The organism is Streptomyces sp. NBC_00203 (assembly GCF_045206325.1).
GTDB classification, from domain to species: domain Bacteria; phylum Actinomycetota; class Actinomycetes; order Streptomycetales; family Streptomycetaceae; genus Streptomyces; species Streptomyces lutosisoli.
Map to the genome: position 1 here is coordinate 7539944 of NZ_CP108126.1, position 13948 is coordinate 7553891.

Below are 13948 nucleotides of genomic sequence, written 5' to 3' on the forward strand. Positions count from 1 at the left end.
GTGATGCGAGCCCACGCATTGTGGCCCACGGACAACGGCCCCCGCTTCTCCCTGGGGAGAAACGAGGGCCGCTGCCTCGGAAGTTCCGTGCCGCTAGCGCAGGCGCGCCATCAACGCGTGCTCGACCAGCGTGATCAGCGTCGACTTCGCGTCCGCGCGGTGGCGGGCGTCCGTCGTGATGATCGGGGCGTCCGGACCGATCTGGAGCGCCTCGCGGACCTCTTCGGGGTTGTACGGCTGGTTGCCGTCGAAGCCGTTGAGGGCGATGACGAACGGGAGGCCCGAGTTCTCGAAGTAGTCGACCGCCGGGAAGCAGTCGGCGAGACGGCGGGTGTCCACCAGGACGACGGCACCGATGGCGCCGCGGACCAGGTCGTCCCACATGAACCAGAAACGGTCCTGACCGGGGGTGCCGAACAGGTAGAGGATCAGGTCCTGGTCCAGGGTGATGCGGCCGAAGTCCATGGCGACGGTGGTCGTCGTCTTGTCTCCGGTGTGCGTGAGGTCGTCGATGCCCGCGGAAGCGGACGTCATGACGGCCTCGGTGCGCAGCGGGTTGATCTCCGAGACGGCGCCGACGAACGTGGTCTTGCCCACGCCGAAGCCGCCCGCCACCACGATCTTCGCGGACGTGGTGGAGCGGGAAGGCCCTCCGCTAGAGCTTGCGAAGTCCACTGAGCACCCTTTCGAGCAAAGTCACGGCTGGCTGGCCGCCGGCGCTCTCGTCGCCGCCCGGCTGATGAATGGCGACCAGGCCCGCCTCCGCCAAGTCGGCGACGAGGATCCTGGCCACGCCGAGGGGGATCGTGAGCAGCGCCGAGATTTCGGCGACCGACTTGATCTCTCGGCAGAGGTTGCAGATCCGCTGATGCTCGGGCAGCTGGCCCTGCATCTGGTGCGGCTGCGCGGTGGTGTGCACCAGCGCCTCGATGGCGAGCTGGTAGCGGGGCCTGGTGCGGCCGCCCGTCATGGCATACGGGCGCACCAGGGGGTTGTTCGACGATCCCGCGGGCGACGGCTCGGGTGAGCGTCGCTGCGGCTGCACAGGCTGGATGCGCGGTGCCGGGGGCTGGTCGTACGGCGACGGACCGGGGCCCTGGGGGCCCTGGGGCGCGTACGGCTGCTGCCGGTGGCTGGGCGCGGAGGGGAAGTTGTACCGGTTCGGGTTCTGCGAACCGTCACCCTGGCCGCCGTGCCCCTGGCCGGGGCCGTACGACCAGTTGCCCGAAGACGAACCGCCTGGGGGTGTTGCCACTTTCTCCTCCTCCGACTGTGCCGGGCACCCATCACTGAGGGACCGCGTCCCGAAACCTTACGGCCCCGGGACGCCAAAACGCACCGTGTGTCTGCTAGTTGAGAAGGCTCCCCTGGAGCTCTGCTCGAAGGTCCGGGGTCAGGACCGTACCCGCACGGTCCACCAGAAGTGCCATCTCGTACCCAACGAGGCCAATGTCCGCCTCCGGGTGTGCGAGGACGGCGAGTGACGAACCATCGGAAACGGACATGATGAAGAGGAATCCTCGCTCCATCTCCACAACCGTCTGGTTCACACTGCCTCCCTCGAAGATCCGGGAGGCCCCCGCGGTCAGCGAGGTCAGACCGGACGCGACGGCCGCCAACTGGTCGGCGCGGTCACGGGGAAAGCCTTCGGACATCGCCAGAAGGAGTCCGTCGGCGGAGACCACCACCGTGTGCGACACCCCAGGGGTGTTGTCCACGAAGTTGGTGATCAACCAGTTCAGGTTCTGCGCCGCCTGGCTCATCGGGCTCACACTAACGCTCCTGGTTGTAGGTGCTGTCAGGGCCGAAGCCCTGGCCGTTCGTGTCACTACCTGCATTGCGTCCCTGCTGCACACCGCGGCGCAGATTGCTCAGCCTGCCCCGGATGTCCTCAGGAGCGCGGGAGACCGAGGGGCCGCCCTGCGGGGTCTGCTCGGCGGTTCCCTCGACCAGGTTGGCCTTGGGCACCCGCCGCGGCAGACCGGACGAGGTGACCCCGCCCGCCTTGGGCTTCTTGAGCTGCTCGGCGCGCTGCCAGCGGTCGTCGTTGTTCGAACGCCAGTCGTCGGTGCCGTTGCTCGCGGTGGTCGCGGGCGGTGCCTGTACCCCCTGGCCACCCTGGATGAGGGGGCGCTGGCCGTTGCCGTTGGCGTTGGTGTTGCCGCCGGCGGTGGATCCGCGGCGGGGCAGCCCGGCGTCGGTCAGCGCGTGAGGGGCGGAGGCAGCCGGTCCCGGACGGGTGAAGCCTACGCGGTCCTGCTCACCCGCGTCAGCGGCCTGCGGGGATTCCGCTTCCGGAGCGTACCCGGACCGGTACCCGCCCTGATACGTGTCCTGCTTCGGCCAGTCGTCCTGGTGGGACGGCTCTTCGAAGGCCGAGAACGTCTCCGAGGCGGCGCCCCGGGCTCCCGTGTGCTCCTCCTGGGCCGGCTCCGCATAAGCGGGCTCCGGGTAGCCGCCGCTGGACGGGAAGTACGTCTCGTCATACGACTGCCGCTGCGGTTCGTCGTACGCCGTCTGCTGGTCGTACGACGCCTGCTGCTCCTGGTACGCACCCTGGCCGTTGTCGTACGCGGGGCCACCCTCGTAGGAGGGCCGGCCGTTGTCGTACGCGGGCTGCTGGGCGTCGAAGCCGTCCTGGTAGCCCTGGGGGCCCTCGATGGCCTCCTGGTCGTGCGTCTGGGCCTCCAGGGCCGCACGGCGCTCCTCACGCATCAGGGAGCGGCCCACGGGGTCCAGCTCGCGGATGTCGTCCGGGACGTCGTAGCGGCTGTCGTCGAAGCCGAGCTCCGCGGCGGTACGCAGCGGCTGCTGGCCCCCGAAGTTCTCGCCCTGGAACGACTGCTGCTGCTCCGGGATGATCTGCGAGACGGTGAACTCGTCGCGCTGCAGCTGCTGTTCGCCGCCGCCACCACCGTGGGTGATCGCGTCGGGAAGCATGACCAGGGACGTCGTACCGGCCTGCTCGCCCGAGGGGCGCAGCTGGACGCGGATGCCGTGCCGGTCGGACAGCCGGCCGACCACGAACAGGCCCATGCGCTGCGAGATCGCGGCGTCCACGGTCGGCGGGTTGGCCAGCTTGTGGTTGATGTCCGCGAAGTCCTCGGCGGTGAGGCCGATGCCCTTGTCGTGGATCTCGACCATGATGCGGCCGTCGGGCAGCCGGGTCGCGGTGACGCGGACCTTGGTCTGGGGCGACGAGAACGTCGTCGCGTTCTCCAGCAGCTCGGCCAGCAGGTGCACGAGGTCGGTGACCGCGCGGCCGTGGATCTCGGCCTCCGGGACGCCGGAGAGCTCGATGCGCTCGTACTGCTCCACCTCGGAGGAGGCGGCGCGCAGCACGTCGACCAGCGGGACCGGCTGGTCCCAGCGGCGGCCGGGCTCCTCGCCGGCGAGGACCAGGAGGTTCTCGCCGTTGCGGCGCATACGGGTCGCGAGGTGGTCCAGGCGGAAGAGGTTCTCCAGCTGGTCCGGGTCGGCCTCGTTGTTCTCCAGGTCGGTGATCAGGGTCAGCTGGCCCTCGATCAGCGACTGGTTGCGGCGCGAGAGGTTGGTGAAGATCGCGTTGATGTTGCCTCGCAGGAGGGCCTGCTCGGCGGCGAGTCGTACGGCTTCGCGGTGGACCTGGTCGAAGGCGCGGGCGACTTCGCCGATCTCGTCCGTGGTGGTGATCGGGATGGGCTGGACGCGGGTGTCCACGCGGCCCGGGTCGGTACGCGAGAGCTGGTCGACCAGCATCGGCAGACGCTGCTCGGCGACGTTGAAGGCCGCGTTGCGCAGCTGGCGCATCGAGCGGCTCATCTGGCGGGCCACCATGCCGGCCAGGATGAACGCGGCGAGCAGGGCGATCACGACGGCGGCACCGGTGATGAAGGCGTCGGTCTTGGCGCTGTCGGAGATGGACGCGGCCTCGGCCACGGCCTTGTCGGCGAGATCCGACTCGATCTGGCGGTAGGCGTTGTACTTGGCGGTGTTGACCGCCCACCAGTTCTGCGCGGTGGTGCCCTTCGCGGCGAGAGCGGCGCGTTCGGACGGGAGCGTGGACCGAAGCGTCGCGATGGCCGAGACCATCGCGGTGTCCCCCGTCGGCGGCGGCACATACGTCGGGTCGGCGGCGGCGGCCGCCTTGGCCTGCGCCGTCAGATCCGTCTTGATCTTCGTCTTGGCGGCGTCGAGCTTGTCGGAGTCGGCCTGGGTGCCACCACCGAGGTACTCCTCGATGGCGATGGCCTCAAGGTAGGCGTACGAGGAGAGGGCGACCCGCTGGCTGGCGAGGCTGCCGGCGCCCGGACCGGGCTTGACCAGCATGTGCATGCCGATGGACCGCTCCAGCGACAGCGAGCCCTTGGCGAGCGAGATCGCGTAGACCGTACGGCCGTAGCTGGTGATGTTTCCGGTGCCCAGACCGAGCTCGTTGGCGAACTCCATCAGCGGGTGCTGGATCTGGGTGTAGCCCTCTTCGGTCTGCACACCGGTGAGCCTGGCGGTGTACGCGATCTTGCGCAGGGAGTCCAGACCGGGCTCGACCTTGCGGAAGATGGCGAGGCGGCGCTCCAGACCCTCCGTCTTGGGCATGTTCTGGGCGGCCTCGTCGAAGGCGTCGGCCGCCGAGTCCGTGTCTTTGCGGGCCGCGGTGACGGTGGCCTTGTCCTTGGCGGTCTGCGCGCTTCCCTTCAGCAGGGGAGCGGCGGTGACGTCTCGCTCGACGTACAGCTTGTCGCCGTACGTGAGCGCGGCCTGCACCAGACGTGCCGTCTTCTCGGCGTCCTGGGCTTCCTGCCAGGTGTCGATCGAGCCCTTCACCTGGAAGCCGCCCATGATGAGGCCGACGACCACGGGTATGAGCAGGATCGCGTTCAGCCTGGTCGGCACGCGCCAGTTGCGCGGGGAAAAACGACCGCCGCTCGACGCGGGCGCCGCCGTGGCCTCCGGGCCGGTCACTTGTGCGGGCGCCGCTCCGCGCGGCGGCGGGGTGAAGTTGCCCCGTGCCGACGGCTCGGGACCGTTCTTGCTTCGCCTCACTCGACCAACAACCTCTCGGCGTCGGCACCTACGTTGTGCCGCGGTGTCTCCAGCGCCCTTGACTACTGGGCAGTTCAGCGCATTCCAGCACGTCAGGTGGCGCCCTTCCAAACACTCGGAACCGATGATTCCGAGTGAGGTAAGCCCCAGATAAAACGGTCATAAAGAGCGAGCCCCGCCAAAAGGCGGGGCTTTTGTGAGCGCAGCGGTACCGGGTGACCGCGATGCGTGGCGGTGGCAGCGAAATTCTCTGTCGAAACGTTATGAACACTGTGGCCGACCGTGTCAAACGACACAGCCGGCTCCAATGCGTCTACGACAACTGCCTTATGGAACTGTCGACTTGGCTGCTACCGCAGCCGTGCCATGAGCGCGTGCTCGACGAGCGTGATCAGCGCGCTCTTCGCATCCGCACGGTGCCGGGCGTCCGTCGTGATGATCGGGGCGTCCGGACCGATCTGCAGTGCCTCGCGGACCTCTTCGGGGTTGTACGGCTGGTGCCCGTCGAAGCCGTTGAGGGCGATGACGAACGGCAGACCGCTGTTCTCGAAGTAGTCGACCGCCGGGAAGCAGTCGGCGAGACGGCGGGTGTCCACCAGGACCACGGCGCCGATGGCACCGCGGACCAGGTCGTCCCACATGAACCAGAAACGGTCCTGACCCGGCGTACCGAAGAGGTACAGGATCAGGTCCTGGTCGAGGGTGATACGGCCGAAGTCCATGGCCACCGTGGTGGTGGTCTTGTCCCCGGTGTGGGTGAGGTCGTCGATGCCCGCGGAAGCGGACGTCATGACGGCCTCGGTGCGCAGCGGGTTGATCTCGGAGACGGCACCCACGAATGTGGTCTTGCCGACGCCGAAACCACCCGCCACGACGATCTTCGCGGAGGTGGTCGCCCGGCCTCCGTCAGAGCTTGCGAAGTCCACTGAGCACCCTTTCGAGCAAAGTCACGTCCGGCGCGCCGCCGTTGTTCTCATCGCCGCCAGGCTGGTGAATGGCGACGAGTCCGGCCTCCGCGAGGTCCGCGACGAGGATCCTGGCCACACCGAGCGGCATGGACAGGAGGGCCGACACCTCAGCCACCGACTTGACCTCACGGCAGAGGTGGCAGATCCGCTGGTGCTCGGGGAGCAGCCCCATCAGCTGCGCCGGGTCGGCCGTGGTGCTGATCAGTGCCTCTATGGCGAGCTGGTAGCGCGGCCGGGTCCGGCCGCCGGTCATCGCGTACGGACGTACCAGCGGCTGGTCGCCCTCATCCTCGTACGTATGTGCGTACGGATCATGAGAGGCGGTAGGCGGGGTCATGAATCCTCCGGGCGGGACAGCAAGTCGGTCAGTCGTGCCGTCTGTTGGGGCCGGTGGGGGGATTGTGACGGCCGGACGGTGGTTTCGTGCAGTCGGTGGAACCAGGGCCGTCAGTGGAGCAGACTGCCTTGGAGCTCGGCGCGCAGGTCCGGCGTGAGGACAGCGCCCGCACGGTCGACGAGCAGCGCCATCTCGTAGCCGACAAGGCCGATGTCGCACTCCGGGTGGGAGAGGACCGCCAGGGACGATCCGTCCGAGACGGACATCAGGAAGAGGAAGCCGCGCTCCATCTCGACGACGGTCTGGGCCACCGTGCCGCCCTCGAAGATCCGGGAGGCCCCGGCGGTCAGCGAGGTCAGCCCGGAGGCGACGGCCGCGAGCTGGTCGGCGCGGTCGCGCGGGAATCCTTCGGACATCGCCAGAAGGAGCCCGTCGGCGGACACGACGACGGTGTGGGACACCCCGGGGGTGTTGTCCACGAAGTTGGTGATCAACCAGTTGAGGTTCTGTGCCGCCTGGCTCATCGGGCTCAACTAACGCTCCTGCTGGTGAGTGGGGCTGGGGAAGCTGCCGGTCTGGCCGTTGCCGGCCTGTCGACCCTGCTGAATGCCCCTACGGAGATTGGTCAGCCGGCCGCGTACGTCATCAGGCGCACGCGAGACCTGCGGACCGGTTTGGTGCTGTTGCTGCTGTGCCGTGCCCGCGACGAGGTTGGCTCGCGGGACGCGGCGCGGCAGGCCTGAGGTGGTGACCCCGCCCGCCGACGGTTGACGGACGCGTTCTGCCTGTCGGACGAGGTCGTCGTTGGGCGTGCTGCGCCAGGAGGCAGGGGCCGGTGCGGCAGCCGGCCGCTGCTGCGGAGCCGAGGGAGCCTGCGGCTGCTGCTGCGCGGCCTGCGGGGCACCCTGGGAGCCGTTGTTCTGAGCGCCGCCCGCGGCGCCGTTCGCCTGACCGTGGAACCAGTTGGTCTCCAGCGTGTCGTACAGCGGCGTACGTCCGTCGCCGGGGCCCGCGGGCGGCAGCGCCTCGGGCTCCTGCGGACGTACCGGCCGTTGCTGCGGCGGCTGCGGGCGCTGCTGAGCGGGCTGGCGGGGAGCGCCGAAGTCGGCGTTGTCCCGCCCGGCGCCCGGCTGCGGCCGCTCGAACTGGCCGGTGGACGACGGGTCCTGGCGGTTGCCGTACCCGGGCGTCGCGAACTGGCCGGTGGTCGAGGGGTCCTGGCCGTAGCCCGGCCGGGCGAACTGGCCCGTGGACGAGGGGTCCTGGGAGGCGCCGTAGCCGGGGGTGGCGAACTGGCCCGTGGTGGACGGGCTCTGGCCGGCCGGAGCCGGGTTCCCAGGACCGAACACGTCCGGGCGGACGTACTGCCCGGTGTTCTGGCCGGTGTTCTGCGGCGCACCCGCACCCGCACCGGGGCGCGGGGCGTCGAAGTCGGGACGGGCGAACTCGGACGTCGCGCCCGGGCCCTGACGGTCGTCGATCCGCGGCATGCGCGAGGTGGCGTCCGGCTCCTCGTGGCCACGCGGGGTGTCGAGGGACGAGCGCGGCACGGGCGGGAGCGCGTTGTCGTCGCTCCAACTCGGCCTGCTCTGCTGCGGGTTGCCACCGGGCAGCTCGGCACGCGCACCACCACGGCCGGGCAGCTGCGGCCTGCGACGGCTGCCCTTGCCCTTGCCGCCGGACGGCGGCTGGGCGGGCGGCGCCGCCGGGGCGCTGTCACCGAAGCCGGCCTGGCCCTGACGCGCTGCGGGTCCGTCGCCGAACCCGCCCTGGCGTGCGCCGGGTCCGTCACCGAAGCCCTGCGGCGCACCGGTTCCGGCGGCCTGGAGGCCCTGCGGGGCACCCGGCGCGCTCTGCCCGAAGGCACCGGCACCGGCACCGGCCGGAGCCGGCCTGCCCTGCGGCGGATTGCCCGGACCCTGCGGCCCACGCGCGCCGCCCGGCGCACCCGGGCGACCGCCCTGGTTGCCGCCCGGCAGTCCGGGACCACCCGGGTTGCTTCCGGGCAGCGCTGCCCGAGGACCCTGGCCGGCGCCGACCTGGCCGCGCTGCGGCGGGGCGCTGATACGTCCGGCACCACCGGCGGGGGCACCGGCACCGAGCGAGGGACCGCCCTGCGCGCCGTTGCCACGGCGGGCGGCAGCGGCACCGGCGGAGGCCTGCGAGGCGGCCGGACCGCTGAGGCCCGGGGCACCCTGGCCCGGCTTGCCCGGAACCTTCTTGCCGCCCTGGGCGACATCGACGGGGAGCATGACGAGCGCGGTCGTACCACCGGAGTCGGACGGCCGGAGCTGAATGCGGATGCCGTGGCGCTGCGACAGACGACCGACCACGAAGAGGCCCATGCGGCGGGAGACGGAGACGTCCACGGTGGGCGGCGAGGCGAGCCGCTCGTTGATCGCCGCGAGGTCCTCGGGGGAGAGGCCGATACCCGTGTCGTGGATCTCGATCAGCACACGGCCGTCGGGCAGCGCATGACCGGTGACCTTGACCTTGGTCTGCGGGGAGGAGAACGAGGTGGCGTTCTCGAGCAGCTCGGCGAGCAGGTGCACGAGGTCGTTGACGACCCGGCCGGCGACCTCGGTGGTCGGGACCGAGGCCAGCTCGATGCGCTCGTACTGCTCCACCTCGGAGGCGGCGGCGCGGAGCACGTCGACGAGCGGGACCGGGCGGGTCCAGCGGCGGCCGGGCTCTTCACCGGCGAGAACCAGAAGGTTTTCACCGTTACGGCGCATGCGGGTCGCGAGGTGGTCGAGCTTGAACAGGGACGACAGCTGGTCCGGGTCGGCCTCGCGGGACTCCAGCTCGGAGATGAGCGAGAGCTGACGCTGGATAAGACCCTGGGAGCGGCGCGAGAGGTTGGTGAACATCGCGTTGACGTTGCCTCGCAGGAGGGCCTGCTCGGCGGCCAGTCGTACGGCCTCGCGGTGCACGTCGTCGAAGGCCGCGGCCACCTGGCCGATCTCGTCCCGGGAGTGCACACCGACCGACTCGACGGAGGTGTCCACGTCCTGCGGGTCCGACTCCGACAGCTGCTTGACCAGCTCGGGCAGCCGGTCCTGAGCGACCTTGGTCGCGGTGTCCTGGAGGCGGCGCAGCGAGCGGATCATGGAGCGGGCCACGACGAAGGCGCCGACGAGCGAGACACCGAGGACGAGGAGGATCAGCGCACCCGAGATGATCGCTTCGCTCTCGGACTCGTTGCGCAGCTGACGGGCCTTCTGCTCCATCTCGCCGAGCAGCGTGGTCTCGATGGTCCCCATCTTCTGGATCTTGGTGCTGTCGTCGTCGACCCAGTCCTTGTACGAGCGCTTGGTCTGCGTCTTGAGACCGTCCGAGTCGGCCAGTACGCGCCTGGCGTACTCGTCGGCCGACTTGATGGTCGGGCTGCTGCCCTTGTCGATGGGCTTCAGCAGCTCGGTGGCGGCGGCGGCGCCGTAAATGCTCTTGAAGCCGCTGATCTCCGACTCCTGGCTGTCCAGGGCGGAGAGCGCGTACTGCCGGTCGTTCTCCGACAGTGAGCCGAAGGTGTCCTTGGTCTCCGGCAGCGCGGCGGCGAGGACGGCCTGCTGGACGGAGGCGTACTCCTTGGCGGAGGAGAAGGCGGACAGCGCGCGGGTGCGCTGGATCATCTCCGGGTTGCTGGTGGCCTCGGCCATGTCCTGCGAGAGCGCGAGCAGGTTGGTGACGAGCCGGTGGTAGGCGTCGACCGTCTGCGTCGAGTTCTTGGGGTCGCTGTACGCGTCGCTGCGGATGGCGCCGAGCTTGTACAGGTCGGACGCGATGCCGACCAGGCTCTCGCGGACACCGGACAGCTGTCCGTTCGCGTTGGCGTCCTCGATCTCCTGGGTGCCCTTGAGGAAGTTCCTCTTGGCGGCGTCCGTCTGGTCGCGGACTCCCTTGACCGTGTAGTCGGTGGCCTTGGCGCCGTTCGCGAGCGGACCCGCCGACAGGTCGCGTTCCTTCTGGAGCGCGGCGGCGAGCTCGGTCGCCTGCTTGGTCATGTCGGTCAGCAGCTTCATGTTGTCGAGCTGCTGAATGCTGTCCATGTTGTCGTTGATGCGCAGCGCACCGAGCGAGGTCGCGGCGACCACGGGGAGCGCGAGCAGCGAGACCAGGCGCGTCGAAATGCGCCAGTTGCGCAGCGCTATTCGCGAGCCGGGGCCCGTGGGGCCGGTCGGCTTCGCGGCCGATGTGGCGGGAGCCTTGGCCTTCGCGCCGGAGCGTGCGGAGTGTTCACCGCTGCCGCCGACCTCTGCCGGTCCCGGGTTCTGGGCGTGCTGGGGCGAGGAGCCGGCTGCCATCGGGCCAGTCCCGCCGTGCGGCTCCGGCTCCGCCGAAGCGCTGCCATCCCTCTTGAAACGTCCCTGCACTAGCGTCGCAACCTCTGGACCAGGCGCCCCTCCGCGAAACGGATGGGACGGTGTCGGCGTCGTACAGGGGCGCAGATGCGCCCCCTGGTGGTCGTGAGTGACCGGCGCAGGCTTCCCCCTTCCCGCCGCCACTCGGCGCTGCGTTGCGCCCCTGCGCGCCGGTTTCGATCCCGCGGCGGTCCGTGGAATTCCAGCACAGTGCCGGATCTCCAACAAGGGCCGAGTACCAGGCTGTGACCTCCGTGACAGCTTGTGAGTGGTGCGTTACGAGACGTAGAAAGTGAACTCGTACATAACGGGCATATATGTACGAGGTGTTGGAGTGCACAGGGTGTCCCAGTCGACATGATCAGGAGCGGAATGTTGGCTTCAGTGGAGCAATGTCCGTTTGGTCGGGTGGAGTTGGGGGCCTGAATTGACCGGTTTGCCTGCTAGTAAGTGAGGAAACTCACATGGCGATCATGGCCTCTTCACGTCTTCGCCAGGGAATCGCATGTTTAGCCTGACGCTTTACAGGAATGGCGAATCCGACAACCCGCGCCGACGCGGGGGCCTTTGAGCCCGCCCGGCGCCGACGACGACAAGGTCGAGAACAACAGTGAAGACGACGATGATGTTCCGCAACATAGCCAACCCGCGACGCACCACGCTGGCGCACCTCGAGGACGCCGAGGCCCTGCAGACGCCGGAGCAGCCGGAGCACTCGCTCGACCTCCCCGCCCAGACCGCCAACCCCCGCCGGACCATCCTGATGGAAGCCCCGGTCGCCGCCTTCGTCGCCGAGTAGTACGCCGGGTAGTACGCAGACCGGCCGCCGCGCACTCACCGTGCCGGTCGATATAACGCGAGGCGCGCACCCCTTGCCGCGTTAGCCTGGAGCGTCAGACTCCAGCCAGCTCAGTGAGGGGCGCAAGGATCCCGTGCGCATCGCCAGGTTCTCCATCGACGGCAACGTCGCTTTCGGCGCGGTCGAGGGCGACAAGCCGGACGAGCTCGTCCTCGACATCATCAAGGGCATCCCGTTCGCGGACTTCGAGCTCTCCGGCACGAAAGTCCCCCTGAACAAGGTCCGGCTGCTGCCGCCGGTGCTCCCCAACAAGGTCGTGGCCTTCGGCCGCAACTACGCGGAGCACGCCAAGGAGCTCGGCAACGAGGTGCCCGACGCCCCGTTCGCCTTCTTCAAGCCGTCGACCTCCGTGATCGGCCCCGGCGACGAGATCCAGTACCCGTCCTTCTCGAACGAGCTGCACCACGAGGCCGAGCTCGCCGTGGTGATCGGCCGCATGTGCCGCGAGGTCCCGCGCGAGCGCGTCAAGGACGTCATCCTCGGCTACACCTGCGCCAACGACGTCACCGCGCGCGACGTCCAGAAGCGTGAGAAGCAGTGGGCCCGGGCCAAGGGCTTCGACAGCTCCTGCCCGCTCGGCCCCTGGGTGGAGACGGACCTCGACCCGAGCGACCTCACCATCCAGTGCACGGTCAACGGCCAGCAGCGCCAGCTCGGCCGCACCAGCGAGATGATCCACTCCATCGAGGATCTGATCGTCAACATCACCGAGGCCATGACGCTGCTCCCCGGCGACGTGATCCTCACCGGCACCCCGGCTGGGGTCGGCCCCCTGAATGTCGGCGACGAGGTCGCCGTCACCATCGAAGGCATCGGCACTCTCACCAACAAGGTGATCAAGCGTGGCTAACGCGAACGTCCGCGTACGTTTCTGTCCGTCCCCGACCGGCAACCCCCACGTGGGCCTGGTCCGCACGGCCCTGTTCAACTGGGCGTACGCCCGCCACACCGGCGGCACGTTCGTCTTCCGCATCGAGGACACCGACGCGGCCCGCGACTCCGAGGAGTCGTACGAGCAGCTCCTGGACTCGCTGCGCTGGCTGGGCTTCGACTGGGACGAGGGCCCCGAGATCGGCGGCCCGCACGCGCCGTACCGCCAGTCGCAGCGCATGGACCTCTACAAGGACGTCGCGCAGAAGCTCCAGGACGCCGGTCACGCGTACCACTGCTACTGCTCGACGGAGGAGCTGGACGCCCGCCGCGACGCCGCCCGCGCCGCCGGCAAGCCGTCCGGCTACGACGGCCACTGCCGCGAGCTGAGCGCCGAGCAGAAGACCGCGTACGAGGCCGAGGGCCGCGCGCCCATCGTCCGCTTCCGGATGCCCGACGAGACGATCACCTTCACGGACCTGGTCCGCGGCGAGATCACGTACCTCCCGGAGAACGTGCCGGACTACGGCATCGTCCGTGCGAACGGCGCACCGCTCTACACCCTGGTGAACCCGGTCGACGACGCGCTGATGGAGATCACCCACGTCCTGCGCGGCGAGGACCTGCTCTCCTCCACCCCGCGCCAGATCGCCCTCTACAAGGCGCTGACCGAGCTGGGCATCGCCAAGGAGACCCCGGCCTTCGGCCACCTCCCGTACGTCATGGGCGAGGGCAACAAGAAGCTCTCCAAGCGCGACCCGGAGTCCTCGCTCAACCTCTACAGGGAGCGCGGGTTCCTTCCCGAGGGCCTGCTCAACTACCTGTCCCTCCTCGGCTGGTCGCTGTCGGCGGACCGTGACATCTTCGCCGTCGACGAGATGGTCGCCGCCTTCGACGTCGCGGACGTGAACCCCAACCCGGCCCGCTTCGACCTCAAGAAGGCCGAGTCGATCAACGGCGACCACATCCGCCTGCTCGACGTGAAGGACTTCACCGAGCGCTGCGCCCCCTGGCTGCGGGCCCCGTTCGCCCCCTGGGCGCCGGAGGACTTCGACGAGACCAAGTGGCAGGCGATCGCCCCGCACGCGCAGTCCCGTATGAAGGTCCTCTCCGAGATCACGGACAACGTCGACTTCCTGTTCCTGCCGGATCCGGCCGTCGACGAGGCGTCCTGGACGAAGGCCATGAAGGAGGGCTCGGACGCCCTGCTCCGCACGGCCCGCGAGAAGCTGGACACGGCCGACTGGTCCTCGCCCGAGTCCCTCAAGGAGGCCGTCCTGGCCGCCGGCGAGGCGCACGGCCTCAAGCTCGGCAAGGCCCAGGCCCCGGTCCGCGTCGCCGTCACCGGCCGCACGGTCGGCCTGCCGCTCTTCGAGTCCCTGGAGATCCTGGGCAAGGAGAAGACGCTGGCCCGTATCGACGCGGCGCTGGCGAAGCTGAGCGCGTAACGCACGCACGCGTGAGGGGCGGCAGCCATGACGGCTGCCGCCCCTTCGGCGTTGTCCCGGCGTTGTCAGTGCCACGGGCTACG

At 69.5% G+C, this 13948-nt stretch carries 11 protein-coding genes; 3 read left to right on the forward strand and 8 right to left on the reverse strand.

Features of this window, described 5'->3' with window-relative positions; all coding sequences use genetic code 11:
* Positions 1-93: 93 nt before the first annotated feature.
* The 8 genes from OG975_RS33725 to OG975_RS33760 form a co-directional block, all read right to left on the reverse strand.
* Positions 94-675 carry an ATP/GTP-binding protein gene (locus OG975_RS33725; protein WP_099502672.1) on the reverse strand — a complete coding sequence of 194 codons (582 nt, stop codon included), beginning with the start codon at positions 673-675 and terminating at the stop codon, positions 94-96.
* Positions 656-1255 carry a DUF742 domain-containing protein gene (locus tag OG975_RS33730; RefSeq protein WP_406333077.1) on the reverse strand — a complete coding sequence of 200 codons (600 nt, stop codon included), beginning with the start codon at positions 1253-1255 and terminating at the stop codon, positions 656-658. Before OG975_RS33730 ends, OG975_RS33725 begins: the two co-directional genes overlap by 20 nt.
* Positions 1256-1349: 94 nt before the next feature.
* Positions 1350-1763: a roadblock/LC7 domain-containing protein gene (locus OG975_RS33735; protein ID WP_283970195.1), complete on the reverse strand. Its 414-nt coding sequence runs from the start codon at positions 1761-1763 to the stop codon at positions 1350-1352.
* A gap of 10 nt (positions 1764-1773) precedes the next feature.
* A complete protein-coding gene (locus OG975_RS33740) occupies positions 1774-5022 on the reverse strand; it encodes a nitrate- and nitrite sensing domain-containing protein (protein WP_406333079.1) in 3249 nt (1082 codons plus the stop codon).
* Positions 5023-5372: 350 nt separating this feature from the next.
* The gene (locus OG975_RS33745; RefSeq protein WP_028802395.1) at positions 5373-5948 is read right to left on the reverse strand and encodes an ATP/GTP-binding protein; all 576 of its coding nucleotides are present in this window, start codon (positions 5946-5948) and stop codon (positions 5373-5375) included.
* Entirely contained in the window at positions 5929-6327 is a 399-nt protein-coding gene (locus OG975_RS33750; protein ID WP_327431980.1) for a DUF742 domain-containing protein, read from the reverse strand. The genes OG975_RS33745 and OG975_RS33750 overlap by 20 nt, the downstream gene beginning before the upstream one ends.
* 110 nt (positions 6328-6437) lie before the next feature.
* Positions 6438-6851 (reverse strand): roadblock/LC7 domain-containing protein, encoded by a 414-nt coding sequence (locus OG975_RS33755; RefSeq protein WP_010984127.1) that lies wholly within the window; start codon positions 6849-6851, stop codon positions 6438-6440.
* Positions 6852-6860: 9 nt separating this feature from the next.
* The gene (locus OG975_RS33760; RefSeq protein ID WP_406333080.1) at positions 6861-10700 is read right to left on the reverse strand and encodes a nitrate- and nitrite sensing domain-containing protein; all 3840 of its coding nucleotides are present in this window, start codon (positions 10698-10700) and stop codon (positions 6861-6863) included.
* 598 nt (positions 10701-11298) lie between these two features.
* Between OG975_RS33760 and OG975_RS33765 the strand changes: the two genes are divergently transcribed.
* The 3 genes from OG975_RS33765 (at position 11299) to gltX (ending at position 13865) form a co-directional block, all read left to right on the forward strand.
* On the forward strand, positions 11299-11487 hold the full coding sequence (locus tag OG975_RS33765; protein ID WP_327431982.1) for a hypothetical protein: 189 nt from the start codon (positions 11299-11301) through the stop codon (positions 11485-11487).
* A gap of 133 nt (positions 11488-11620) precedes the next feature.
* Positions 11621-12397 (forward strand): fumarylacetoacetate hydrolase family protein, encoded by a 777-nt coding sequence (locus tag OG975_RS33770; protein ID WP_327431983.1) that lies wholly within the window; start codon positions 11621-11623, stop codon positions 12395-12397.
* Positions 12390-13865 (forward strand): glutamate--tRNA ligase, encoded by a 1476-nt coding sequence (gene gltX / locus OG975_RS33775; RefSeq protein WP_406333082.1) that lies wholly within the window; start codon positions 12390-12392, stop codon positions 13863-13865. The genes OG975_RS33770 and gltX overlap by 8 nt, the downstream gene beginning before the upstream one ends.
* The last annotated feature ends 83 nt before the right edge of the window (positions 13866-13948 follow it).

Coding starts and splice junctions, on each gene's coding strand:
- OG975_RS33735 (WP_283970195.1), bottom strand. CDS start 1,763: ATGAGCCAGGCGGCGCAGAACCTGAACTGGTTGATCACCAACTTCGTG.
- OG975_RS33750 (WP_327431980.1), bottom strand. CDS start 6,327: ATGACCCCGCCTACCGCCTCTCATGATCCGTACGCACATACGTACGAG.
- OG975_RS33755 (WP_010984127.1), bottom strand. CDS start 6,851: ATGAGCCAGGCGGCACAGAACCTCAACTGGTTGATCACCAACTTCGTG.